The organism is Phytomonospora endophytica, from assembly GCF_014202425.1.
Taxonomy (GTDB): Bacteria; Actinomycetota; Actinomycetes; order Mycobacteriales; family Micromonosporaceae; genus Phytomonospora; species Phytomonospora endophytica.
Genome location: NZ_JACHGT010000009.1, coordinates 333445 through 356248, shown reverse-complemented (window position 1 = coordinate 356248; position 22804 = coordinate 333445). Strand labels below are relative to the sequence as shown.

At 70.7% G+C, this 22804-nt stretch carries 25 protein-coding genes; 18 read left to right on the top strand and 7 right to left on the bottom strand.

Annotated elements, in window-relative coordinates; genetic code table 11:
• Nucleotides 1–65: 65 nt before the first annotated feature.
• From HNR73_RS22305 to cysN, 7 genes are all read left to right on the top strand, one after another.
• Nucleotides 66–1058, top strand: coding sequence for a ribose-phosphate diphosphokinase (locus tag HNR73_RS22305; RefSeq protein ID WP_184789511.1), 993 nt, complete (start codon nucleotides 66–68; stop codon nucleotides 1056–1058).
• A 180-nt stretch (nucleotides 1059–1238) separates the two neighbouring features.
• On the top strand, nucleotides 1239–1865 hold the full coding sequence (locus tag HNR73_RS22300; protein WP_184789510.1) for a 50S ribosomal protein L25/general stress protein Ctc: 627 nt from the start codon (nucleotides 1239–1241) through the stop codon (nucleotides 1863–1865).
• An 8-nt stretch (nucleotides 1866–1873) separates the two neighbouring features.
• A complete protein-coding gene (gene pth, locus HNR73_RS22295) occupies nucleotides 1874–2485 on the top strand; it encodes an aminoacyl-tRNA hydrolase (RefSeq protein ID WP_184789509.1) in 612 nt (203 codons plus the stop codon).
• Nucleotides 2486–2554: 69 nt separating this feature from the next.
• Nucleotides 2555–4036, top strand: a complete 1482-nt coding sequence (locus HNR73_RS22290; protein WP_239122063.1) for a sugar transferase — start codon at nucleotides 2555–2557, stop codon at nucleotides 4034–4036.
• Between the two features lie 78 nt (nucleotides 4037–4114).
• Entirely contained in the window at nucleotides 4115–4882 is a 768-nt protein-coding gene (locus HNR73_RS22285) for a 3'(2'),5'-bisphosphate nucleotidase CysQ (protein WP_184789507.1), read from the top strand.
• 32 nt (nucleotides 4883–4914) lie between these two features.
• Nucleotides 4915–5817: a sulfate adenylyltransferase subunit CysD gene (gene cysD / locus HNR73_RS22280; protein WP_184789546.1), complete on the top strand. Its 903-nt coding sequence runs from the start codon at nucleotides 4915–4917 to the stop codon at nucleotides 5815–5817.
• Nucleotides 5817–7100 carry a sulfate adenylyltransferase subunit CysN gene (gene cysN, locus HNR73_RS22275; protein WP_184789506.1) on the top strand — a complete coding sequence of 428 codons (1284 nt, stop codon included), beginning with the start codon at nucleotides 5817–5819 and terminating at the stop codon, nucleotides 7098–7100. Before cysD ends, cysN begins: the two co-directional genes overlap by 1 nt.
• 606 nt (nucleotides 7101–7706) lie before the next feature.
• On the opposite strand, the gene HNR73_RS22270 is transcribed toward cysN, so the two are convergent.
• From HNR73_RS22270 to HNR73_RS22250, 5 genes are read right to left on the bottom strand one after another with little or no spacing between them, the layout of a single operon-like run.
• Entirely contained in the window at nucleotides 7707–8306 is a 600-nt protein-coding gene (locus HNR73_RS22270) for a hypothetical protein (RefSeq protein ID WP_184789505.1), read from the bottom strand.
• The gene (locus tag HNR73_RS22265) at nucleotides 8303–8896 is read right to left on the bottom strand and encodes a hypothetical protein (RefSeq protein WP_184789504.1); all 594 of its coding nucleotides are present in this window, start codon (nucleotides 8894–8896) and stop codon (nucleotides 8303–8305) included. The genes HNR73_RS22270 and HNR73_RS22265 overlap by 4 nt, the downstream gene beginning before the upstream one ends.
• 23 nt (nucleotides 8897–8919) lie before the next feature.
• On the bottom strand, nucleotides 8920–9480 hold the full coding sequence (locus HNR73_RS22260) for a hypothetical protein (RefSeq protein WP_184789503.1): 561 nt from the start codon (nucleotides 9478–9480) through the stop codon (nucleotides 8920–8922).
• Nucleotides 9477–9980, bottom strand: coding sequence for a hypothetical protein (locus HNR73_RS22255; protein WP_184789502.1), 504 nt, complete (start codon nucleotides 9978–9980; stop codon nucleotides 9477–9479). Before HNR73_RS22255 ends, HNR73_RS22260 begins: the two co-directional genes overlap by 4 nt.
• A 32-nt stretch (nucleotides 9981–10012) precedes the next feature.
• The gene (locus tag HNR73_RS22250) at nucleotides 10013–10483 is read right to left on the bottom strand and encodes a GNAT family N-acetyltransferase (protein ID WP_184789501.1); all 471 of its coding nucleotides are present in this window, start codon (nucleotides 10481–10483) and stop codon (nucleotides 10013–10015) included.
• Between the two features lie 97 nt (nucleotides 10484–10580).
• On the opposite strand from HNR73_RS22250, the gene HNR73_RS22245 reads away from it, so the two are divergent.
• The 6 genes from HNR73_RS22245 to tsaB all read left to right on the top strand — a co-directional run bounded on the left by HNR73_RS22245 (nucleotide 10581) and on the right by tsaB (nucleotide 15996).
• A complete protein-coding gene (locus HNR73_RS22245) occupies nucleotides 10581–10949 on the top strand; it encodes a holo-ACP synthase (RefSeq protein ID WP_184789500.1) in 369 nt (122 codons plus the stop codon).
• 173 nt (nucleotides 10950–11122) lie between these two features.
• Complete coding sequence (locus HNR73_RS22240; RefSeq protein ID WP_373316602.1) at nucleotides 11123–12544, top strand: NAD(P)H-hydrate dehydratase; 1422 nt, start codon at nucleotides 11123–11125, stop codon at nucleotides 12542–12544.
• Between the two features lie 54 nt (nucleotides 12545–12598).
• Nucleotides 12599–13708, top strand: a complete 1110-nt coding sequence (gene alr, locus HNR73_RS22235; RefSeq protein ID WP_184789499.1) for an alanine racemase — start codon at nucleotides 12599–12601, stop codon at nucleotides 13706–13708.
• Nucleotides 13705–14859 (top strand): alpha/beta fold hydrolase, encoded by a 1155-nt coding sequence (locus HNR73_RS22230; RefSeq protein WP_184789498.1) that lies wholly within the window; start codon nucleotides 13705–13707, stop codon nucleotides 14857–14859. The genes alr and HNR73_RS22230 overlap by 4 nt, the downstream gene beginning before the upstream one ends.
• Nucleotides 14856–15335: a tRNA (adenosine(37)-N6)-threonylcarbamoyltransferase complex ATPase subunit type 1 TsaE gene (gene tsaE / locus HNR73_RS22225; RefSeq protein WP_203686052.1), complete on the top strand. Its 480-nt coding sequence runs from the start codon at nucleotides 14856–14858 to the stop codon at nucleotides 15333–15335. The genes HNR73_RS22230 and tsaE overlap by 4 nt, the downstream gene beginning before the upstream one ends.
• Nucleotides 15336–15345: 10 nt before the next feature.
• Nucleotides 15346–15996, top strand: coding sequence for a tRNA (adenosine(37)-N6)-threonylcarbamoyltransferase complex dimerization subunit type 1 TsaB (gene tsaB / locus HNR73_RS22220; protein ID WP_184789497.1), 651 nt, complete (start codon nucleotides 15346–15348; stop codon nucleotides 15994–15996).
• Here the strand turns inward: tsaB and HNR73_RS22215 are convergent.
• The gene (locus HNR73_RS22215) at nucleotides 15989–16567 is read right to left on the bottom strand and encodes a protein kinase family protein (RefSeq protein WP_184789496.1); all 579 of its coding nucleotides are present in this window, start codon (nucleotides 16565–16567) and stop codon (nucleotides 15989–15991) included. The genes tsaB and HNR73_RS22215 overlap by 8 nt on opposite strands.
• 137 nt (nucleotides 16568–16704) lie before the next feature.
• Here HNR73_RS22215 and rimI point away from each other — a divergent pair, with 137 nt between their 5' ends.
• From rimI to HNR73_RS22195, 4 genes are all read left to right on the top strand, one after another.
• A complete protein-coding gene (gene rimI / locus HNR73_RS22210) occupies nucleotides 16705–17154 on the top strand; it encodes a ribosomal protein S18-alanine N-acetyltransferase (RefSeq protein ID WP_184789495.1) in 450 nt (149 codons plus the stop codon).
• Nucleotides 17151–18221 carry a tRNA (adenosine(37)-N6)-threonylcarbamoyltransferase complex transferase subunit TsaD gene (tsaD, locus tag HNR73_RS22205; RefSeq protein WP_184789494.1) on the top strand — a complete coding sequence of 357 codons (1071 nt, stop codon included), beginning with the start codon at nucleotides 17151–17153 and terminating at the stop codon, nucleotides 18219–18221. Before rimI ends, tsaD begins: the two co-directional genes overlap by 4 nt.
• Before the next feature lie 89 nt (nucleotides 18222–18310).
• Nucleotides 18311–20728, top strand: a complete 2418-nt coding sequence (locus tag HNR73_RS22200) for a hypothetical protein (protein WP_184789493.1) — start codon at nucleotides 18311–18313, stop codon at nucleotides 20726–20728.
• A 13-nt stretch (nucleotides 20729–20741) separates the two neighbouring features.
• Nucleotides 20742–21176: a nuclear transport factor 2 family protein gene (locus tag HNR73_RS22195; RefSeq protein WP_184789492.1), complete on the top strand. Its 435-nt coding sequence runs from the start codon at nucleotides 20742–20744 to the stop codon at nucleotides 21174–21176.
• Nucleotides 21177–21197: 21 nt separating this feature from the next.
• On the opposite strand, the gene upp is transcribed toward HNR73_RS22195, so the two are convergent.
• Nucleotides 21198–21830 (bottom strand): uracil phosphoribosyltransferase, encoded by a 633-nt coding sequence (gene upp / locus HNR73_RS22190; protein WP_184789491.1) that lies wholly within the window; start codon nucleotides 21828–21830, stop codon nucleotides 21198–21200.
• A gap of 62 nt (nucleotides 21831–21892) precedes the next feature.
• Between upp and deoC the strand changes: the two genes are divergently transcribed.
• Nucleotides 21893–22798: a deoxyribose-phosphate aldolase gene (gene deoC, locus HNR73_RS22185; RefSeq protein WP_184789490.1), complete on the top strand. Its 906-nt coding sequence runs from the start codon at nucleotides 21893–21895 to the stop codon at nucleotides 22796–22798.
• The last annotated feature ends 6 nt before the right edge of the window (nucleotides 22799–22804 follow it).

The window sequence follows — 22804 nt, the reverse complement described above, 5'->3', positions numbered from 1 at the left end:
TGATCAACGGGCGAGGGGCGAAACTTAGCGTGAATTCAGCAGCGCTACCAGGGAGCGGGTGGACCGTGGGCAGCATCGTGGCGGAGAACCGGAAGAGCATGATGCTCTTCTCCGGGCGGGCGTTTCCGGAGTTGGCCGATGAGATCGGCCGTCATCTCGGGGTGGCGCCGACCCCGACCGACGCCTACGGCTTCGCCAATGGTGAGTTGTTCGTGCGTTACCGGGAGTCCGTACGCGGCAGCGACGCCTTCGTCGTCCAGTCGATGTCGGCTCCCATCAACCGGTGGATGATGGAGACGCTGATCATGGTCGACGCGCTCAAGCGCGGCTCGGCCAAGCGGATCACCGTCGTCCTGCCCTTCTATCCGTACGCGCGGCAGGACAAGAAGCACCGGGGTCGTGAGCCGATCTCGGCGCGGCTGGTCGCCGACCTGCTGAAGACCGCGGGCGCGAACCGGATCCTGACCGTCGATCTGCACACCGCGCAGATCCAGGGCTTCTTCGACGGGCCGGTCGATCACCTGTTCGCGATGGACGTCCTCGCCAAGTACATCGAGGAGAAGTACGCCGGCCGCAAGATCGCCGTCGTCGCTCCCGACTCGGGCCGGGTGCGGGTCGCCGAGCGCTGGACGGACCGTCTGGGCGGTCTGGGTGAGCACCCGCCGCTGGCGTTCATTCACAAGACGCGTGACCCGCTGAAGCCCAATGAGGTCGTGGCGAACAAGGTCGTCGGTGACATCAAGGATCGTGTGTGTCTGATCGTGGACGACATGATCGACACGGGTGGGACGATCTGTTCGGCGGCGGATCTGCTCGCCGAGGGTGGTGCGGCGGACGTGATCGTGGCGGCGACGCATCCGATCATGTCGGATCCGGCGATGGAGCGTTTGGCGAAGTCGCCGATCAGCGAGGTGGTGGTGATGAACACGCTGCCGCTCGATGAGGACAAGCGGATCGACAAGATGACGGTGTTGTCGATCGCGCCGCTGGTGGCGCGGGCGATCCGCGAGGTGTTCGACGACGGGTCGGTGACCACCCTCTTTGGTGGGCTGTCGTAGGGACCTGTAAACTATTCCGGTTGCCACGGCGAGGGCGCTATCTGGCGTGTCCGCAGAATTCACGATTCGCGGATACGAGCTGAAAGCGCCGTCATCGACGCGGTGAGGGCTCCTCTTCTGGCGCCGCGCCGTGCGTTGAGCGCCGACTTAGTCTGTGTAAATCAGGATGGAGTACTTTCCGTGTCCGAGGTCCGCATTAGCGCCGAGCCCCGCACCGAGTTCGGCAAGGGCGGTGCCCGTCGCACCCGGCGCGCCGGCAAGATTCCCGCCGTTCTGTACGGCCATGGCGAGAAGCCGAAGCACGTCGCGCTTCCCGCGCTGGAGTTCGCCGCCGCGCTGCGTCGCGGTGGCATGAACCAGCTTTTCACCATCGAGGTCACCGACGGCACGAAGGAGCTCGCGCTTCCGAAGGCCCTGCAGCGTGACCCGATCAAGGACACCATCGATCACGTCGACCTGCTGCTGGTCCGCAAGGGCGAGCTGGTTCAGGTCGAGCTGCGTATCAACCTGGTGGGCGAGCACGAGAAGGGTGGCCTTCTGGTGCACGAGCACGGCACGTTGACCGTGCAGGCCGACGCGACGGCGCTTCCCGAGGCGATCGATGTCTCGATCGAGGGGTTGGCGATCGGCGCGAACGTGACCGCCGCGGATGTGACCTTCCCGGAGGGCACCGAGCTGGTGTCGGATCCGTCGACGGTCATCGCGACGGTGACGCAGGCTCCGTCGGCTGAGCAGATGGAGGGCGAGGAGTCGTCGTCCGAGGCTGCCGTCGATGAGGAGCCGGCCGCGGAGACCGCTGCCGAGTAGGTGGCGTGATGGCGGTGGCCGACGGTCCTTTTCTGGTCGTCGGCCTGGGGAATCCCGGGCCGAAGTACGAAGGCAACCGGCATAATGTCGGTTTCATGGTCGCCGACCTGCTCGCTGAGCGGGTCGGCGCGTCGTGGAAGAGTGCTGCCCGGGTGAAGGCGGCGGTGGCTCAGGGGCGTTTGCCCTTGGTGTCGGGTGCGCCTGGGGGTCCGGGTGTGGTGCTGGCGAAGCCGTTGACGTACATGAATCTGTCGGGTGGGCCGGTGGCCGGTCTGGTGAGGTTCTTCAAGTTCGAGGTGGGGCAGGTCATCGTCGTTCACGACGAGTTGGACCTGCCTTTCGGCACATTGCGTTTGAAGCGCGGTGGCGGTGAGGGTGGGCACAACGGGTTGCGGTCGATGTCGCAGTCGTTGGGGTCGAAGGATTATCTGCGGGTGCGTTTCGGGGTGGGGCGTCCCCCGGGGCGGATGGACGCCGCGGATTACGTGTTGCGTGATTTCTCGTCCGCGGAGCGGCCGGAGTTGCCGGTGTTGATGGAGCGGGCGGCGGACGCGTTGGTGGACACGTTGGTGGAGGGCCTGGAGGCGGCCCAGAACCGGTGGCATGTGGCTCCGGCGTGAGCCGGGTCATTGTTGTTTTGTCCGATGTGTTAGAAAAAGCCACACCACGGTCCGTTTGAGAGGATGCCGGTGTTGGTTTCTGACGTGATCGTTGATGATCATCGGATAGGCGGCGCTTTGGCGGTGCCTCGGCATTTGCCTCGTTTCGGGCGTCCGCAATGGCAGGCGGCTTATCTGCGTCGTCTGGTGTTGTTCGATTTCCTGGTCGCTCTGGTGGCGACGGTGACGGCCTTCGTGATGCGTTTTCGGGTGGTGAACGCGGTCAGTGAGGGTTATGTCCCGCTGTTCGTGATTCTGCCGGTGGCGTGGTTGGTGTTCCTGTCGCTGAATCATGCCTATGAGTCGCGGTATCTGTATGTGGGCACGAGTGAGTACCAGCGTGTGCTGCGTGCGGGTATCGCGTTGATGGCGGTCGTGGCCTTGGTGTCGTACGCGTTGAACGTGCCGACGTCGCGGGCGTTCGTGTTGATCGCGGTGCCGTGTACGGCGGTGTTGACGTTGTTGTCGCGGTTCCTGGTGCGGCAGTGGCTGCATGGGGCGCGGTCGAAGGGGCGTTGTCTGCGGCGGGTGGTGCTGGTCGGGCATCACACGGGTGTGTCGGATCTGGCGCGGCAGTTGCAGCGGGAGCGGTTCCATGGCCTGGAGGTCGTGGGGGTGTGTTCGCCTGACGGCCGGGAGAGTGGTGGGTTGCTGGATCTCGACATTCAGGTGCTGGGGTCTTTCGACGAGGTGGCCGACGCGGTGGCGATCGCGATGGCGGACACGGTGATCGTGTTGTCGTGTCCGGAGATCGACGGGGTGGCGTTGCGGCGGTTGGCGTGGCAGCTGGAGCGTGGGGACATCGACTTGATCGTGGCTTCGGCGATGGTGGACGTGGGGGGTTCGCGGACGTCGGTGCGGCCGGTTGACGGGTTGCCGATGCTGCATCTGGAGCATGCGCGTCTGTCGGGGACGAAGCGGCTGATCAAGGAGGCCTTCGACCGGGTGGGTGCCTTGGTGTTGCTGGGGTTGCTGTCGCCGGTGCTGCTGGTGGTGATGCTGGCGGTGCGGCGGTCCTCGGAGGGGCCGGCGATGTTCGAGCAGGAGCGGATCGGGCGGGATGGGAAGCCGTTCACGATCTTGAAGTTCCGGACGATGTTCACCGACGCCGAGGAGCGGCTGGAGGCGTTGCGGGCGAGCAACGACTATGACTCGGTGTTGTTCAAGATGCGCGACGATCCGCGGGTGACGCCGGTGGGGCGGGTGTTGCGGCGGTTCTCGTTGGATGAGTTGCCGCAGTTGTGGAACGTGGTGCGGGGGGACATGTCGCTTGTCGGGCCGCGGCCGCCGTTGGCGAGTGAGGTCGCGTTGTATCCCGACGATGTGCGGCGGCGGTTGGCGGTGAAGCCGGGGCTGACGGGTCTGTGGCAGATCAGTGGGCGTTCGGATCTGCCGTGGGAGGAGGCGGTCCGGCTGGATCTGCGGTACGTGGAGCATTGGTCGCTGTCGCTGGATCTGGTGATCCTGATTCGTACGGCGAGTGCGGTGTTGCGGTCTTCGGGGGCGTACTGAGGCGTTGCCCGGGGCGCTGTGATCACGGTGTGGGACGGCGGAGGTGAGCTTCGACACGCGGCGGATACTCTGTGTTCCATGTCTGCGACCGATGGTGTGTTCGCTCGTGGTCTGGCCGAGGCGGCCGGTGCCGAGCTGCTCGCGTTGCGCGAGTCGATGGGGTTCGACGATCCTGCGAAGTTGCGGGCGGAGGGGGACCGTCGCGCGCATGAGCTGATCATGGCGGAGCTGGCGCGTTCCCGGCCCGGCGACGCGGTGCTGTCCGAGGAGGGCAGTGGGGAGCAGGGGCGTACGGGCACGTCACGGCGGTCGGCGGAGCGGGTGTGGATCGTCGACCCGCTCGATGGGACGCGTGAGTTCGGTGAGGCGGGGAACAGTGATTGGGCGGTGCACATCGCCTTGTGGGAGCGGGGATCGGGGCTGACGGAGGGCGCGGTGGCGTTGCCCGCGAAGGGGTACACGCTCGCGACGGACGAGCCGCCGACCTACCCTGAGCTGGGTTCTCAGGCGGGTCCGCGGATCGCGGTGAGCCGGACGAGGCCGCCGGCGTTCATGGCGGATCTGGCGGCGGCGGTGGGCGGTTCGCTGGTGCCGATGGGTTCGGCGGGCGCGAAGGCCGCCGCGGTGGTCACCGGTACAGTTGACGCTTACGTGCATGCCGGTGGCCAGCATGAATGGGATTCGGCGGCGCCGGTGGCGGTCGCCTGGTCGGCCGGTCTGCACGCGTCGCGCATCAATGGGGTTGCGCTGGAATACAACGCGTCCGATCCGAAGTTGCCGGATCTGGTGGTGTGCCGCGCGGAGTTGGCGCAGGTGCTGTTGGCGGAGTTGGCGAGGCTGCTGTAGTGAGCGGCTCGTTTGCGCGGAAGGGGCCCGATGTGGGCGATTACCGGGTCAGTCACCTCGACGCCCTTGAGGCCGAGAGTGTGTTCGTTTTCCGTGAGGTGATGGCGGAGTTCGATCGGCCGGTGCTGCTGTTCTCCGGCGGCAAGGACTCGATCGTGATGCTGCATCTGGCGTTGAAGGCGTTCGCGCCGGCGCCGGTGCCGTTTCCGGTGATGCACATCGACACCGGGCACAACTTCGCGGAGGTCCTGGAGTACCGGGACAGGCGGGTCAAGGAGCTGGGGCTGTCCCTTGTGGTCGCCAGTGTCGAGGAGGGTCTCGCCTCGGGTCTGGTCAGTGAGCAGCCTGACGGTGTGCGCAACCGGATCCAGACGCCGGTGCTGCTCGACGCCGTCGAGAAGCACCGGTTCGACGCGTTGTTCGGCGGTGCCCGGCGTGACGAGGAGAAGGCGCGCGCGAAGGAGCGGATGTTCTCCTTCCGTGACGAGTTCGGGCAGTGGGATCCGAAGAACCAGCGCCCGGAGTTGTGGTCGCTGTACAACGCGCGGGTTCATCCCGGTGAGTCGATCCGGGTGTTCCCGCTGTCGAACTGGACCGAGTTGGACGTGTGGAACTACATCGCGCGTGAACGCATCGATCTGCCGTCGATTTACTTCGCGCACGAGCGTGAGGTCGTCGAGCGCGACGGGATGTTGTACTCCGTGGGCGAGCACCTTTTCGCCCGCGAGGGGGAGACGGTCCGGACCGAGCGGGTGCGTTACCGGACGGTGGGGGACGCGACGTGTACGGCGGCGGTGGCGTCGGACGCCGTGACGGTGGAGGCCGTGATCGCCGATGTGGCGTCGACGCGGATCACCGAGCGGGGCGCGACGCGTGGGGACGACCGGGTCAGTGAGGCCGCGATGGAAGACCGGAAGCGGGAAGGCTACTTCTAATGGGAGATGTCGCGGTGTCGGCCGAGCCGACGGAGTTGCTGCGGTTCGCCACGGCGGGAAGCGTCGACGACGGTAAGAGCACGTTGATCGGGCGTCTGCTGTACGACACGAAGACCTTGTTCGACGATCAGCTGGCGGCGGTGGAGGCGGTGTCGTCGGCGCGGGGTGACGACTACACCGACCTGGCGTTGCTGACCGACGGGTTGCGGGCGGAGCGGGAGCAGGGCATCACCATCGATGTCGCCTACCGTTACTTCGCGACGCCCAGGCGGAAGTTCATCATCGCCGACACCCCCGGGCACATCCAGTACACGCGGAACATGGTGACGGGCGCGTCGACGGCGGACCTGGCGCTGATTCTGGTGGACGCGCGCAAGGGCCTGGTGGAGCAGTCGCGGCGGCACGCGTTCCTGTGCTCGCTGCTGCGGGTGCCGCACATGGTGTTGTGTGTCAACAAGATGGACCTCGTGGACTACTCGCAGGAGGTCTTCGAGGAGATCGCCGCGGAGTTCACCGCGTTCGCGACCAAGCTGGACGTGCCGGACCTGACGATCATTCCGGTGTCGGCGTTGCGCGGCGACAACGTCGTCGACCGTTCGCCGAACATGCCGTGGTTCGCCGGTTCGTCGCTGCTGCATCACCTGGAGCGCGTGCACATCGCGTCGGACCGCAACCTCGTCGACGTGCGTTTCCCGGTGCAGTACGTGATCCGGCCGCAGTCGAACCAGCACCGCGACTATCGCGGCTACGCCGGTCAGGTCGCCTCCGGGGTGATGAAACCGGGCGATGAGGTCATGGTCCTGCCCAGTGGGTTCACCACGCGGATCGCGTCGATCTCCACCGCCGACGGGGAGGTCGCCGAGGCGTACCCGCCGATGTCGGTGACGGTGCGTCTCGAAGACGAGCTGGACGTGTCGCGCGGGGACCTGATCTGCCGCCCGAACAACCGGCCGGAGACCTCGCAGGACATCGAGGCGATGATCTGCTGGATGGACGAGAAGACGCCGTTGCAGCGGGGCCGTAAATACGCGATCAAGCACACGACGCGTACCGCGCGCACGATCGTGAAGGACCTGCACTACCGGCTCGACATCAACACCCTGCATCGCGACGAGGCCGCCGATGGTCTGGCGCTCAACGAGATCGGGCGCGTGAAGCTGCGCACGACCGTGCCGCTGCTGTGCGACGAGTACCGGCGCAACCGTGAGACCGGCGGGTTCATCGTCATCGACGAGGGGACGAACCGGACCGTGGGCGCGGGGATCATCGTCGACGCGGGGTAGGGGACGACGGCCGGCGGGTGCGATGCGGGCGGGTGCGATGCGGGCTGGGGGCGATTCCGGCCGGTCGTGACGCCCGCCCTTTCGCGGGCAGAGCGAAGCGGCGGGGGAGCGTGCGACGAACGTGCTCTCCCGCTCACCCCAAAGGGGCCCCAAAAATCACGATACGGGCAAGGTCTGACAAAAGACCGAAGCTGAGAATCGCTCACGCCCGGCCGGGTGCGGCGGGGTGAAGTCGGCGGGTCTGCGTGCGGTCGGGCGAAGCCGTCCGGCCGGGGTGTGGTGGGGCGAGGCCGACAAGCCCGGGGTGTGGTGGGGTGAAGCCGCTGGGTCTGCGTGCGGTGGGGCGAAGCCGTCCGGCCGGGGTGTGGTGGGGCGAGGCCGACAAGCCCGGGGTGTGGTGGGGTGAAGCCGCCGGGTTCGGTTGCGGGGGAGCGAGGCCGCCGGGTCTGCGTGCGGTGGAGAGCAGCCGTCCGGCCGGGCTGTGGTGGGGTGAAGCCGCCGGGTTCGGTTGCGGGGGAGCGAGGCCGACAAGCCCGGGCTGTGGTGGGGTGAAGCCGCCGGATCCGGGTGCGGCGGAGCGAACCCCCGCCCACCCGTGAAGCGTCCTCACCGCCAGGTGAAACTCGCGACGAGCTCGCGGGCGGCGGCGTCGAGGGCCCCCTCGGTGTCGTCGCCGTCGTCCGGGGTGTCGGTGGCGACCAGCGCCACCCGCTTTCCCCGGTAGACCAAGGCGTTCAGCGGCGAGGGCGTCGAACAGCACCCCGCCCAGAACAGCACCCGTGAACCGTCGGCGGCCTCGCCGACGGTGACCTCGTCTTCGACGCCCGGCCCGTAGTCGGCTTCCCGGGCCGCGGCGATGAGCTCCTTCTCGGACAGCTCGTCGGCGGAAGTCTTGAGGGTCTTCGCCGTGACGGTGACCGACGCGTCGGTCGGGAACCACTCCGCGGGCGCGAGGAGCACGTCGGCGCCACCCGTGTCGGGCATCGCGACCAGTCCCGCCGGGATCGTGAACGTGTAGGCCAGCGAGGGGTCGTCGAAAGGCGCCGCCGCCGGTGAGGTCAGCGCCGGGAAGTCACGGTCGTAGGTCTCGTAGGGTTCGGGACGGTTGCTCTGCACGAGCGCCCAGCCGGTGTAGGCGGCGACGAGCAGCACGAGCGGCACGATCGTCCACAGTGCGGTGTTGCGCTTGTAGCGTTCGGCGCTCATACCGCCACCCGCAGGCTCCGCAAGGCCGTCGCGCAACCCGCCACGGCCTCCTCCTGGGCGTCCTCGTCACTGAAGACGCAGTTCACGTGCACGACCGTGGCGTCGAGGAACACGTACCCGTCGATGCCCTCCCACGCGTCCGGTTCGCTCGACACGGCCATGTCGACGACCTGGAAACCGCCGTAGGAGTGGTGCCGTACCGGACCGAGGCGCCACCACACCGACCGCGTGGTCATCGTCGCGATGGTCTCGCGCGCCTCGGCGTCGGCGGCGGTGAAACCGGGTGCGAGCCGGAACGCGGTCAGGGTGATCGTCGCGTCGCCGCCGGCGTAGCTGGCCGTGCCGTCCTCGACGTACCACCCGGCGGGCATCGTCGCGGTCACCGTCGCCGGGCCTTCGGGACCGATCGTCGCCACGGCCGTGCCTCCCGGCGGCAGCGCCGCCGTGCCGTCGAGGTTCGGGCGTTCGGGCGCGAACGGGCCCACGTCGAGGCCGTCGACGAGCGGCCACGCCAGCAGCGCGGCCAGCGCGACGCTCACGGCGAGGGAGACCCATCGCCGCACCCGCAGTGGCGTGGGGATCGCGGACATGGGGGCAGGGTAGTGGGGGGCCGCTAGCCGAACGTGAGACCGTCGAGGATCGCCCGCATCGCCGCGGGGAAGACGCCCCGGTCGTAGACGTACGTCTGCTCCCAGGGCGGTTGCGCGGCGAACTCGACGACCGTGCGGTCGTGGTAGGCGGTGTAGGTGTGCCCGTATTCGGTCACGACGACCCGGAAGTCGCCCACCTCGAAGGTCTCGATCACCTTCGCCGGAGTGCCCTCGGGGTTCGCCTCCTCCGACGAGGCGAGTTCGGCGTCGGTGAGTTCGTCGGTGTCGACGGGGACGGTGGCGGCGTGGTGGGTGATGCGCGCGTCGACGGGGAGCCAGGAGACCGGGACGAGGTCGCCGGTGTCGGGCTGGACGGCGAAGCCGGTGGGGACGGTGAAGGTGTAGGCGGGGTCTTCGGACGCGACGGTGATCGTGCCCGGGCCGACGTCGATGTGCGGGAGGTGGCGCGCGTTGTCGCGGCCGTGCGCGGGTGTCTCGGCGGGGAAGTTGACCTTGACGGCGAGGAACCAGACGAGGGCGGTGATCACCACGAGGATCGCCGTGCGGATCGGGCGGCGTTTCATGGGAACACCAGGCCGTCGATGGTGGCGGCGCAGTCGGCGAGGCGGTCGTCGGGGTCGGCGTCGGCGAGCATGCAGGTGACTTCGACGATCAGGCCCGGCGCGAAGACGTAGGTGCTGACGGCCGTCCAGTCCTCGTAGCCGTTGGCGAGTTCGACGGTGGGGTAACCGTCGACGACGCGGTGGACGAAGGGGCCGAGGCGGGGCTTGCCGGAGCCGCCGTAGGTGCGGACGAGGATGCTCGCGGCCGCTTCGAGGTCGCCGATGTCGCCGAGGGGGACGCCGGTGGCAGGCCGGTAGACCCTGATGCCGATGGGGCGCGGTTCCTGGACGTCGACGGGGCCTTCCCGTCTCGGGGCTGAGATCTGGATCGGTTCGGCGGGCGCGGCGGTGACGCCCACGAGCGTCGGCGGTATCTCGGCCGGTGGCGGGTTCAGGAACGGCATCGCGACGGCCGCGAGGCCCAGCACGATGAGCACGGCGAGGAGCCACCGTAGGTTCACGCGGGCGAGCATGCGCCCGAGCTTATCGGTGTTCAGAGACGGAACGCCGCCCGTACGCCGGGACCGTCCACTGTGCAGTCGGCGCCGTTGCGGGCGAGCGCGGCCCGGGAGCCGGGGTTGTCCAGGGTTGTTTCGGCGGTGACGCCGGTCAGGCCGAGTGTCCTGGCCTCGGTGAGGATGAGGGCGACGGCGGCGGTGGCGACGCCTTTGCGGCGGTGGGAGCGGGCGATCCAGTAGCCGGTTTCGGCGGTGTGGGGGCCGGTGTCGTCGAGGCGGATGACGCCCGCGGGTTCGCCGTCGGCGGTGATCAGGTAGGAGCGCCGGCCGGGTTCGGTGAGGCGGGTGTGCTGGAAGTCGGTGAAGGCGGCGACGCGGGCGGGGGTCCAGCCGGGTGGGCCGTCGACGGGGGGCATGACCTCGTCGGGGGTGGCGTCGGCGACGGCGATGCGGGACAGGGCGGGCAGGTCGCCGGTGGTGAGGCGGCGCAGTTCGACGGTCGTCACCCGGGGAAAGTACCCCTCGGCCGAAAGTACCAGGCCCGTCACCTGGGAAGGTGAGGCGTTGCTGTGCGTTCGGCGAATCCTGTGTAAGGGTTGCGGGGTGATCGTCGCTGTAGGTATCGACGTGGTTCTCGTCGAGAGGTTCGCGCGGGCCTTGACCCGTACTCCTCTGCTGGGGGAACGGTTGTTCACCGAGGGTGAGCGGACGACCGTCAGTGGAAGTCCGCGTTCGGCGGAGTCCCTGGCGGCGCGTTTCGCCGCGAAGGAGGCGGTGGCGAAGGCCTTGGGCGCTCCGAGCGGTTTGCATTGGCACGACTGCGAAGTGGTGTCGGATCCCGACGGGCGGCCGTGGCTGACGGTGGCCGGGACGGTCGCGGCGGTCGCCGCCGACCGGGGTGTGGCGCGCTGGCATCTGTCGTTGTCGCATGACGGTGGGATCGCGTCGGCCATCGTCGTGGCGGAGGCGTGATGAGGGAAGAGCGGTACGGGGCTTCCGGTTGGTTGTGGCACGGTGAGTTTCCGGGCGACCGAGTCACGCAATGGGTGGGGGCGTGATGAGGGAAGAGCGGTACGGGGCTTCCGGTCGGTTGTGGCACGGTGAGTTTCCGGGCGACCGAGTCACGCAATGTGTGGGGGCGTGAGTTGCGCAGCGCGTTTACGGCCGTGCAGGTCCGTGCCGCCGAGGGCGCCCTGATGGCGCGGCTTCCCGAGGGCACGTTGATGCAGCGCGCGGCGGCGGGTCTCGCCCGTCGGGCCGCCCTGATGTTGTCCACTGTGTACGGTTCGACGGTCCTTCTGCTGATCGGGACCGGCGACAACGGCGGTGACGCCCTCTACGCGGGGGCGATCCTGGCGCGCCGGGGCGCCCGCGTGCTGGTGCTGCCGCTCGCCGATCGGGTTCACGCCGCCGGTCTGGCGGCGCTGAAGGCCGCCGGTGGCCGGGTCGTCGCCGCGCCTCCGGTGTCGGCCGATCTCGTCGTCGACGGGATGCTCGGCATCGGCGCCCGGCCCGGTCTGCGCGACGACGCGGTCGCCGTCCTGGCCGCGCTGCCCGCCGCGCCGGTCCTCGCCGTCGACCTGCCCAGCGGCGTCGACGTCGACACCGGCGCGCTGCCGGGCCCGTCGGTGTCCGCCGACGTCACCGTCACCTTCGGGTGCCTCAAACCCGCGCTCGTGGCCGGGCCCGCCGCCGCCCGTGCGGGTCTCGTCGAGCTCGTCGACATCGGGCTCGGCCCGTACCTGGACGGCGAACCGTACGTCCGTGTCCCCGACGCCGCCGACATCGCCGCCGTGTGGCGGCATCCGCGTCCCGAGGACGACAAGTACACCCGCGGGGTCCTCGGGCTTGCCGCCGGTTCGATCCGTTACCCGGGGGCCGCGCAGCTGGCCGTGTCGGGGGCCCTCGCCGGGCCCGCCGGGTATGTCCGTTACGCCGGGCCGGCCGCCGCCGACGTGCGCGGCCGGTTCCCCGAAGTCGTCACTTACGACCGTGCCGCCGACACCGGCCGTGTCCAGGCCTGGACGATCGGTCCCGGCCTCGGCACCGATTCCACCGCGACGTCGGAGTTGCGGTCCATGCTCGACGACCCGGTCCCCGCCTGTCTCGACGCCGACGCATTGACCATCCTGGCCAGGGACCCGGCTCTGCTCGCGGCGCGTGAGGCGCCGACCGTGCTGACCCCGCACGACCGCGAGTACGCGCGCCTCAACGACGGTGAGGCGCCCGGCGCCGACCGCGTCGCCGCCGCCCGGCACCTCGCGGAACGCTACGACGCCGTCGTCCTCCTCAAAGGACACCGCACGGTCGTCGCCGCCCCCGACGGTCGCGCCTACGCCAACCCCACGGGCCACGCCGCCCTGTCCACCGCGGGTTCCGGCGACGTCCTCGCCGGGCTCCTCGGCTCGCTGCTGGCCGCGGGGACCGAACCGGCGATGGCCGCCGTCGCCGCCGCCTATCTCCACGGCCTCGCCGGTGCCCGTGCCGCCGAGGGCGGGCCCGTCTCGGCGACCCGGGTGGCCGCCGCTCTGCGGCCCGTCGTCCGCGACCTCACCGGGCCGGCATGACGTCGGCGCGTACTTCTGACAGGGGCGATAAGTGACCGGACGTACGCTGTGACCATGCTTTCTCAGACCGAGGCGCTCGTCGACCTGGCCGCCGTACGCGCGAACACCGCGCTCATGGCCGGCCTGACGCGCGCCGAGGTCATGGCGGTCGTGAAGGCCGACGCCTACGGTCACGGCATCGTGCCCTCCGCTCGCGCCGCCCTGGAAGGGGGCGCGACCTGGGTCGGGGTGGCCACCCTCGACGAGGCGCGCGCGGTCCGCGCCGGAGGCGTCACCGCGCCCGTGCTGGCCTGGCTGCACACCACCGGATCGGACTTCGCCGAGGCGATCACCGCCGAGGTCGACCTGTCGGTGTCCTCCCTCGCGCAGCTCGACGAGGTCACCGAAGCCGCCCGCGGGACCGGCCGTGCCGTGCGGCTCCACCTGAAGGCCGACACGGGCCTGGCGCGCGCCGGGGCCCGCCCCGAGGACTGGCCGCGTCTCCTCGACGCCGCCGCCAAGGCGCAGGCCGACGGGCACGCCGAGATCATCGGCGTGTGGAGCCACCTGGCGTGCGCCGACGAACCCGGCGCCGACTCCAACGCCGTCCAGCTCGCCGCGTTCCTCGAAGCCCTCGAAGCCGCCGACGCCGCCGGGGTCCACGCCCCCGTCCGGCATCTGGCGAACACACCGGGCCTGCTCGCCGCGCCCGAGACGCATTTCGACCTGGTACGGCCCGGTCTCGGGCTGTTCGGCCTGTCGCCGTTTCCCGGCGACGATCACGGCCTGCGCCCGGCGATGACGCTGCGCGCGAAGGTCGCGCTGGTCAAACGGGTCCCCGCCGGGACGAGCGTCTCCTACGGCCACACGTACACGACCACCGAGGACACGACCCTGGCGCTCGTGCCGCTCGGGTACGGCGACGGCGTGTCGCGCGCGGCCTCGGGCTCGGGGCCTGTGGACATCAACGGCCGGCGCTTCACCGTCTCCGGACGGATCTGCATGGACCAGTTCGTCGTCGACGTCGGCGACCACCCCGTCGCCGAAGGCGACATCGCGACGCTGTTCGGCCCCGACGGCCCCTCGGCCGACGAGTGGGCGGATGTCACCGGGACCATCAACTACGAGATCGTCGCACGGGTCGGACCGCGGGTACCCCGCCGGTACGTTGGAGGTGAGGCGTGAGTCCCGAACCCAAACCCCCCGCGAGTAAGGCGAAGAAGGCCGGGATCATCGGCGCGATCGTGGGCTTGGCGGCCGCGGGGATCGCGGCGGGCGTGGCGACGGAGCGGTATCTGGTGCGAAAGGCCCGCAACATCGACGACGATCCCTATGCCGACGAGCCTTTCGGTCTGCTCCCCTACGACAGGAGCGCGACGGTCACGACGGCCGACGACATCGAGATCTACGCCGAGATCGAGGGCGCCGACGACGCGCCGGTCACGGCGGTGTTCGTGCACGGTTTCTGTCTCGACATGGGCACCTTCCACTTCCAGCGCCGTGCGTTGACGCAGGCGAAACTCCCGGTGCGCGCGATCTACTACGACCAGCCCGGTCACGGCCGTTCGGGCGCGCTGCCGGTCGCCGAGTACGACATCGAGACGCTCGGCACGGGCCTCGGCGCCGTCATCGACGCGCTCGCGCCCAAGGGCCCGCTCGTCCTCATCGGGCATTCGATGGGCGCGATGACGATCATGGCGCTCGCCGAGCAGCGGCCGGAGTTGTTCGCCGAGCGCGTCAAAGGCGTCTCGCTGCTGTCGACGAGTTCCGGCGGGCTGTCGGAGGTCTCCTTCGGTCTCCCGAAGATGATCTCGCAGCTGCGCCGTCCGCTGCTGCCGCTGGTCACCCGCGCGGCGACGATGACGCCGACCATGATCGACCGGGCCCGCCGCGCCGCCGGGGACATCGCCTGGCTCCTGACCCGCCGCTACGGCTTCGGCACGTCCCGGCCCAGCCCGAGCGTCGTCTCCTACGTCGAGCTGATGAACACCGCGACGCCCATGCAGACCGTCGCCGGGTACCTCAAGACCCTCATGGAGCACTCCCGCGCCGACAGCCTCATGGCCTTCACCGGCGGCGACGTCCTCATCATCGGCGGCGCCAAGGACAACTTCACGCCCGTCGCGCACACCCGCCTGCTCGCCGAGGCCATGCCCGCCGCACGCCTGGTCGTGCTGCCCGAGGCGGGTCACGTCGCGCCCCTGGAGTTCCCCGACGAGGTGTCGGGACCGCTCATCGCCCAGCTCCACCGCATCTGCGAGGCCGTCACGGCCTCACCGCTGAAGAAGCTCTTCAAGCGCAGGCGCAAGAACACCGACCAAGGAGAACGCACGTGACCAGCCCCAGCCCGGTGCGGTTCGAAGCCGCGCGGGTAGAGGACACCAAGGCCGCCGGCGAACGCCTCGCGAAGGCCCTGCGCCCCGGCGACCTCATCGTCCTGATCGGCCCGCTCGGCGCGGGCAAGACCGCCTTCACCCAGGGCCTCGGCGCCGGGCTCGGCGTGCGCGGCTCCGTCACCAGCCCGACCTTCGTGATCTCCCGCGTCCACCGCGGGCCGCTGCCGCTCGTGCACGTCGACGCCTACCGCCTCGGCGGGACCCTCGAAGTCGACGACCTCGACCTCGACGCCGACGTCGCCGACTCGGTCACGGTCGTCGAATGGGGTGAGGGCCTCGTCGAGCAGCTCACCGACGGGCACCTCGAAGTCCGCATCGAGCGGCGCCCCGACGACGTCCGCGTCCTCACCTTCACCGGTGTGGGCGGCGACTGGCCCGAACGGCTCGCCGCCTTCGCCGACGGCGCCCGCGCATAGGATGCCCAGCGTGCATGTACTCGCCGTCGACACTTCGACACCCGCGACCGCCGCCGCGGTCCTCGACGTCTCCGACACCGCCGTCACGGTCGTGTCCGAGCACCGCGTCGTCGACGCCCGCGCGCACGGCGAGAGCCTCTCGCCGCTGATCGCCAAGGCCCTCGCCGAAGCCGGCATCGCGCCCGGCGACCTCGCCGCGATCGTCGCCGGGGTCGGGCCGGGGCCGTTCACGGGCCTGCGCGTCGGACTGGTCACCGCCGCCGCGATGGGCCACGCCCTGGTCGTCCCGACCTACGGCGTGTGCTCCCTCGACGCGCTCGGCGCCGGCACGAACGGCCGGGTCCTGGCCGCCACCGACGCCCGCCGCCGCGAGGTCTACTGGGCCGTCTACGACAACGGTGAACGCGTCGAAGGCCCCTCGGTGGACAAGCCCGCCGACCTGAGCCTCGACGGTGTCGACACCGCCATCGGCGACGGCGCGCTGCTGTACGCCGAGGTCCTGGGCGTGGAGGTCGGCGAGGAGCCGCGCTACCCCGTGTTGCGCGCGCTCGTCGAGGTCGCCGCCGACCGGGTGCGCGCGTCGGCGGTCGGCGAACTGCTCACGCCGCTGTACCTGCGCAGGCCCGACGCGACACCGCCGCCGGGCGTCGTCGTCACTTGATCTTCAGCGAGCGCAGGACGGTCTGACAGGCCGAACCGAGCTCGGCGGGCAGCTTGTCCCACTGGCAGATGACCTGGACGAGGTTGGGGCCGAAGAACAGGTAGGTCGCCTCGAAGGTCGTCGTCTTGCCGTTCTCGGCCTTCTCGACCGACTGGACGAAGCCCCGGTGCCGGTTGGCGATGGCCAGGATCGGGTCGCCCTTCGGGGTGACGCCCGCCGCGTTGTTGTACTCGCTGATCTTGGCCAGGAGTTCGGCGTCGGTGGCGCCGGTGAAGTCCTGCGGGAGGGCGTAGGAGACGACCATGATCGCCTCGACGCTCTGGACGTCCTTGAGGGCGATGATGTCGGGCGTGCGGTAACTCTCGGAGATGATCATCGGGAGCGGCACGGCGGAGGTGCTGCCGAAGTCGCCGGGCATCCGGAAGTCGACGATGAGGCGGCCCTCGGGGTCGACCTCGCCCGAGCTGGACGGGCCGGCCCCCGGATCGGCGGGCGGGTCCTCGCTCGTGCAGGCCGTCAGCGCGACGACCGCCAGGGCGAATGCGGCGATCAGGCGGGTCCAGCGCGGCACGGGGCACCTCCGGGGTGGTTCTCGCGGGTCGAACGCCGGCGGAGGGGGTTGGCCGGCCGATCCCAGGGTACGGCGTGTCGGCGACCGCGACCCCGCCGGAGCGAACACGCCGGGACCACAGGGCGCAAGATAGGCCTATGCACTTGCAGCGCCTCCGCTGGTGGCACATCGACGCCCTGCTCCCCATCGAACGCGACGTCTTCGGTGCCGAGGCGTGGTCGCCGGCGATGTTCTGGTCGGAGCTCGCGGCCGGCCACCACTACCTCGTGGCCCTCGACGACTCGGCCGACCCGCCCGCCGTCGCCGCCTACGGCGGTCTCGCGGTCAGCGGCGAGGAGGCCTGGATCAACAACATCGCCGTCGTTCCCGCCTACCGCCGCCGGGGTCTGGCCAGCCGCATCGTCGACGCGCTCCTCACCGAGGCGAAAGGCCGCGGGGCCCGTCAGGTCGCACTGGAGGTGGCCGTCGACAACGCCCCCGCGCAGCGCCTCTACGATTCCTACGGGTTCGCGCAGATCGGGTTGCGGCGCGGCTACTACCAGTCGACCGGCACCGACGCGCTGGTGATGATCAAGGAGCTGACGTGAGCAACGAGCCGCTGGTCCTGGGGATCGAGACGTCCTGCGACGAGACGGGTGTCGGCATCGTGCGCGGGCACACGCTGCTCGCCGACGCCGTCGCCACGTCCGTCGACCAGCACGCGCGCTTCGGCGGGGTCGTGCCCGAGGTCGCCAGCCGCGCGCACCTGGAGGCGATGGTCCCGACCGTCCAGCGCGCCCTCGACGACGCCGGCGTCACCCTCGACGACGTCGACGCGATCGCCGTCACCGCCGGTCCCGGCCTGGCCGGGGCGCTGCTCGTCGGCGTCGCCGCCGCGAAGGCCTACGCGCTGGCCGCCGGGAAACCCATCTACGGCGTGAACCACCTGTCGGCGCACATCGCCGTCGACACTCTGGAGAACGGTCCCATCCCCGCGCCCGCGCTCGGCCTGCTCGTCTCCGGCGGACACTCCTCGCTGCTGCTCGTCGAAGACCTCGCCGGGCGCGTCGTGCAGCTCGGCGCGACCATCGACGATGCCGCCGGCGAGGCCTACGACAAGGTCGCCCGCCTGCTCGGCATGCCCTTCCCCGGTGGCCCGCCCATCGACCGCGCGGCCCGCGACGGCGACGCCGGCGCGATCACGTTCCCGCGCGGCCTCACCGCCCACCGCGACATGGAGAAGCACCGCTACGACTTCTCCTTCTCCGGGCTCAAGACCGCCGTCGCCCGCTGGGTCGAGGCCCGGCAGCGCGCAGGGGAGACCGTGCCCGTCAACGACGTCGCCGCGTCCTTCCAGGAGGCCGTCTGCGACGTGCTGACCCGCAAGGCCGTCGCCGCCGCGAAAGACCACGGCATCGACACGATCCTGCTCGGCGGCGGTGTCGCGGCGAACACGCGGCTGCGGTCCATGGCCGTCGAACGCTGCGAGAAGGCCGGGATCCGCGTGCGCGTCCCACGGCCGGGGCTGTGCACCGACAACGGTGCCATGGTCGCCGCCCTCGGCTCGCACCTCGTCGCCGCCAACGTCGAACCCTCCGACCTCGGCATCCCCGCCGACTCGGCCCTGCCGGTCGAACTGGTCAGCATGGTCCGCCATGAGGCCCGTGCCCTTTGAGGCACACTTGCCCAACGCGCCTGTCCTTACCAGGGAAAACGTGCCACGCTCGATCGTGACGGACGCACGTCTCCACCCCGGAGAGTCCCATGCGCGAACACGCCGGCACGGCCACGGCGTCGCGGCCCGCCCGCGACGGCCGTAAGACGCCGCCGCGCCCGCCGCACGCCTTACTCGCGCTACAGGCCAAGGCCGGGAACAGGGCCGTCGCCGGACTCGTCGCCGTCCAGCGTTGCGGGCCCATCCCGCACGAGCAGTGCCCCTGCGACACCGACGGGGAACCCAAGGTCCAGCGGCTCGCCGACGGAGCCGGACTCGTCTCCGGTTTCGCCGCCGCACCCGGCTCCTTCGGCGCCGGGCTCCCCGAACTGAGCGGTTCCCTCGCCGAGCTGCGGGCATCCGACGCGCCCGAGGCCGCCGAGCGGCTCCCCACCGTCGACCAGCGGCCCGGGCTGCCCGCCGCGAAAACCCCGGCGGCGCCCAAACCCGTCGCCGATCCCAAGCTCGGAGCACCGCGCACGCCCGCGCCGGTCAGCCCGCCCGCGACGGCGCTGTCCGGGCCGCCGCCGGTCCTGGAACTGTCCGGCGAGGCCGACCCCGGCCTCGCCCACCGCGCCGGGGAGTCCGCGCTCGGCGAGCTCGGCGCCGTCGCCGGCGAGTCGGGCAGGGAGGCCGCCGCCGATCACGGCGAGAACGCCGTGGGGGAGGCCGCGCCGGCCGTGCGCGTCAGCCCGGCGCCGTTGAGCGTGCCGTCGGCCACGCTGACCGCGCCCGCGATCGTGCCTCCGGCCGGCGACTCCCCGACGATGGCGCAGGCCGAGTCGAGCCTCGGCGGGTGGCTCACCGAACGTACCGGGGAGGCCGCGTCCGGTCTGCGGGCCGGGGAGTCGGCGGGCCGCGACCGGATCGACAAGGCCGTCGGCGACGGTGACGCGCGGCTCGCGAAGGCCACCGCCGACACCACGACCAGGCAGCAGGCCCTCGGTACCGGCGTCCAGCAGGACGTGGCGGGGGAGCGCGCCACGTGGACGACGACCGCGACCGCGATGCACGCCGAGCACACCACGTCGACGAAGGCGAAACTCTCGGCGCTCGACGCCAACGTGAGCGGGATCGTGGGCGAGGCCGACCGGGGTGCCAAACGCGAGTACGCCTCGGCGGAGTCGGCGGCGAAGGCCCAGCAGGGGACGTCGCTGCTCGACCGCGCGGCGGGCGCGTTGAGCACGCTCAAGCAGGCCGTCGGCGGACTCTTCGACCGCGCTCGGCAGGCCGCCAAGGGCCTCTACGACGCCGCCAAGTCGAGGGTGTCCGGGCTGGTCGGGGCCTTCGCCGACGCCGTACGGGCGGGCGCCGCGGCGGTCGCGGAGAAGATCCGCGCGGCCGCCGCGCGCGCCAAGGCCGCCATCGCCGCGAAAGTCCGCGCCGCCGTCGAGGCGGTGAAGAAGGCCGCGTCGGACCTCGCCGCCCTCGGCCGGAAGGTCCTCGACGGTGTCGGCGCCGCCGTCCGCGCCGGGCTCGCCGTGATCGGCCGGGCGGCGCAGGCGGCGATGGCGGCGCTGCGCAAGGCGGCCGAGCTGGTGAAGCGGGCGCTGTCGGCGATCGCCGACCTGATGCGGCGCATCGCCGCCTACGAGCCGATCCCCGTCGGCCTCTACGAACTCGCCGCGATGTTCAAACGCGAAGGCGAGCGCCTCGCGGCGAACCCGCGGGCCGTCACCGCGAACATGGGCGGCGCGGCGGCGAAAGGGGCGCCCGACCCGCTCAACGTCGGGCCGGCGGGCAGTTGCGGCGTCTGCAAGGGCGGGGCGATGCGCGCCGGGAGCACCGCCCACCGCATCATCCAGGCCGCCTACATCACGACCGGGGGGTTCGTCGAGTACCCGATCCCGCAGCGCGACCCCACCCGCCGCGACTGGCGCGTCGACCTCGCCCGCTGGCAGCCCGACGGGTCGCTCGCCATCGGCGAGATCAAGCCCGGTCATGAGGCGGGCTACGAGTCCGGGGTCAAGTCGATCGCGAAGTACCTGGCGGGGATCGAGGGGATCCAGCCCGGCCTGCGGCTGATCCCGCTGACCGATCTGATCCCCGACGCGAAGTACCCCAACCCCGAGGGCGGGCCGAACTGCCCCGACCAGACCTTGAAGGTCAACCCGCCCGTCGGCGGCATCTACGGGTACCGCTGCGAGCCGCGCCGGGAGCGGATCGAGCAGCAGTGCGAGTGCGAGGAGAAGAAGCCGCCGCCGTTGCCGGTCGGCAAGAAGAAGGAGAGCGAGGCCGACGAGAAGGAGAAGGACCAGGCGAAAGAGGCCTGGCCGGGCCTGACGCCGGTGCTGGCGTTCATCCTCGTCGCGGCGATCCTGTACTTCGTGGCGGCCGCGCTCGTGGCGATCTTCTCGCCGGAGCCGATCAGCAAGACCGCCGGTGCCGTCGCCGCGATCGCCCTGTTCGTCGGCCTGGCGGCTCTGCTGGCGCAGGCGAAGGGCGGGGGCGGGGACACCCAGGCCTGACTATGCTCCGCGCATGACCACCCCACGCGAGGTATTCCTGAAGTTGGTCAACGGGGTCTGCGACGGCGACCCGGACCTGGCCGAGCTCTACGCCGAGGACACCCACGTCAGCCACCCCTTCGACCCGGCGGGCTCACCGCCGCTGACGAGCCGCGAGGAGCTGCGAGCGCACTTCGCCGGGCGGCCGGGAGTCGTGTACCCGAAGCTGGAACGGCGGGTCGCCGGCCTCGTCGTGCACGAGACGACCGACCCGGAGGTCATCGTCGCGGAGTTCGCCTACGAGGGCCGCAACCTCGACACCGGCGGGGAGTTCCGGATGCCGTGCGTGTTCGTGATGCGGATCCGTGACGGGGAGATCGTGGAGTCGCGCGACTACCTCGACCACGTGCGCGGGTACAAGGACCGGGGGATGGTCGAGGAGCTGGTGAGGGTGTTGCGGGCGGGGTAGACCCGCGCCCGCCGCCCGTCGTCAGAACCTCCGGTACGCGCCGAACTGCCGGTCCCCGGCATCCCCGAGTCCGGGCACGATGAACGCCTCCTCGTTCAGTCCCTCGTCGATCGACGCCGTCGTCATCCGCGGCACCAGTCCCGACGCGCGCAACCGCTCCACGCCTTCGGGTGCGGCGAGCACGCAGATCACGTCGATGTCGGTGCAGCCGCGGCTGGCGATCATCTCGCAGCACGCCACGAGCGACCCGCCGGTCGCGAGCATCGGGTCGAGTACGACGACGTGCCGGCCGGTCAGGTCATCCGGCAGCGACTCCATGTAGGCGCGCGGCTCGTGGGTCTTCTCGTCGCGGGCGAGCCCGACGAAGCCCATCGATGCCTCGGGCAGGATCGCGTGGGCGGCGTCGGCCATGCCCAGCCCGGCGCGCAGCACCGGCACCAGCAGCGGCGGGTTCGCCAGTCGCGTCCCCGTCGTCTCGGCGACCGGCGTGCTGATCGGGTACTTCTCGGCCGCGATGCCTCGCATGGCCTCGTAGACCAGCAGCGTGGTCAGCTCGTGCAGCGAGGCCCGGAAGGTGCCCGAGTCCGTCTCGGCCGCGCGCATCGTGGTGAGCCGCAGGGCGGCGAGGGGATGATCGACAACGTGTACGTCCACAGCCCCAGACCCTAGCGGCTACTCTCCGGTAGCCCGCACGCCCGGCCCGTACACTCACCTGCATGACCGAGCTGTCCACCCTTCTGTCGGGACTGCCCGGCGTGGACCGGGTCGGCGCCGACCAGCGCGCCGCTACCCTCGCCACCCGGTCGATCAAGACCACCGCGAAAGCGTGGGCGATCGACCTGGCCATCCGGATGGTCGACCTGACCACCCTGGAAGGCGCCGACACCCCCGGCAAGGTCCGCACCCTGTGCGCCAAGGCCCGTCGTCCCGAGCCGTCCGACGCGTCGTGCCCGAGCGTGGCCGCGATCTGCGTGTACCCGTCGATGGTCCCGGTGGCCGCCGAGGCCCTCAAGGGCTCCAAGGTGCACCTCGCCAGCGTCGCCACGGCCTTCCCGTCGGGGCAGGCCCCTCTCGACATCAGGCTCGACGACACGCGCGCGGCCGTCGCGGCCGGTGCCGACGAGATCGACATGGTGATCAACCGGGGCGCGTTCCTGTCGGGCGACGTGCAGCGCGTGTACGACGAGATCGTCGCGGTCAAGGAGGCGTGCGGCAAGGCGCACCTCAAGGTCATCCTGGAGACCGGGGAGCTCGCGACCTACGACAACGTCCGCCGTGCCTCGTGGCTGGCGATGCACGCCGGCGCCGACTTCATCAAGACCTCCACCGGCAAGATCTCCCCGGCGGCGACCCTGCCGGTGACGATGCTGATGCTGGAGGCCGTCCGCGACTTCCGTGAGGCCACCGGCCGCCAGGTCGGCGTGAAGCCCGCCGGCGGGATCCGCACCACCAAGGACGCGATGAAGTACCTCGTCGTCGTCAACGAGACCGCGGGCGAGGACTGGCTGGACCCGGACTGGTTCCGCTTCGGCGCCTCCAGTCTCCTCAACGACCTGCTCATGCAGCGTCAGAAGCTGACGACCGGCCACTACTCCGGTCCTGACTACGTCACGGTGGACTAGCCATGT

Bases quoted from the DNA above. Each gene is read 5' to 3' on its own strand.
- pth (WP_184789509.1), top strand. From the start codon at position 1,874: ATGGCGGTGGCCGACGGTCCTTTTCTGGTCGTCGGCCTGGGGAATCCC.
- HNR73_RS22285 (WP_184789507.1), top strand. From the start codon at position 4,115: ATGTCTGCGACCGATGGTGTGTTCGCTCGTGGTCTGGCCGAGGCGGCC.
- HNR73_RS22195 (WP_184789492.1), top strand. From the start codon at position 20,742: ATGACCACCCCACGCGAGGTATTCCTGAAGTTGGTCAACGGGGTCTGC.
- HNR73_RS22200 (WP_184789493.1), top strand. From the start codon at position 18,311: ATGCGCGAACACGCCGGCACGGCCACGGCGTCGCGGCCCGCCCGCGAC.
- HNR73_RS22265 (WP_184789504.1), bottom strand. From the start codon at position 8,896: ATGTCCGCGATCCCCACGCCACTGCGGGTGCGGCGATGGGTCTCCCTC.
- deoC (WP_184789490.1), top strand. From the start codon at position 21,893: ATGACCGAGCTGTCCACCCTTCTGTCGGGACTGCCCGGCGTGGACCGG.
- HNR73_RS22270 (WP_184789505.1), bottom strand. From the start codon at position 8,306: ATGAGCGCCGAACGCTACAAGCGCAACACCGCACTGTGGACGATCGTG.
- HNR73_RS22260 (WP_184789503.1), bottom strand. From the start codon at position 9,480: ATGAAACGCCGCCCGATCCGCACGGCGATCCTCGTGGTGATCACCGCC.
- alr (WP_184789499.1), top strand. From the start codon at position 12,599: ATGCTTTCTCAGACCGAGGCGCTCGTCGACCTGGCCGCCGTACGCGCG.
- cysN (WP_184789506.1), top strand. From the start codon at position 5,817: ATGGGAGATGTCGCGGTGTCGGCCGAGCCGACGGAGTTGCTGCGGTTC.
- rimI (WP_184789495.1), top strand. From the start codon at position 16,705: ATGCACTTGCAGCGCCTCCGCTGGTGGCACATCGACGCCCTGCTCCCC.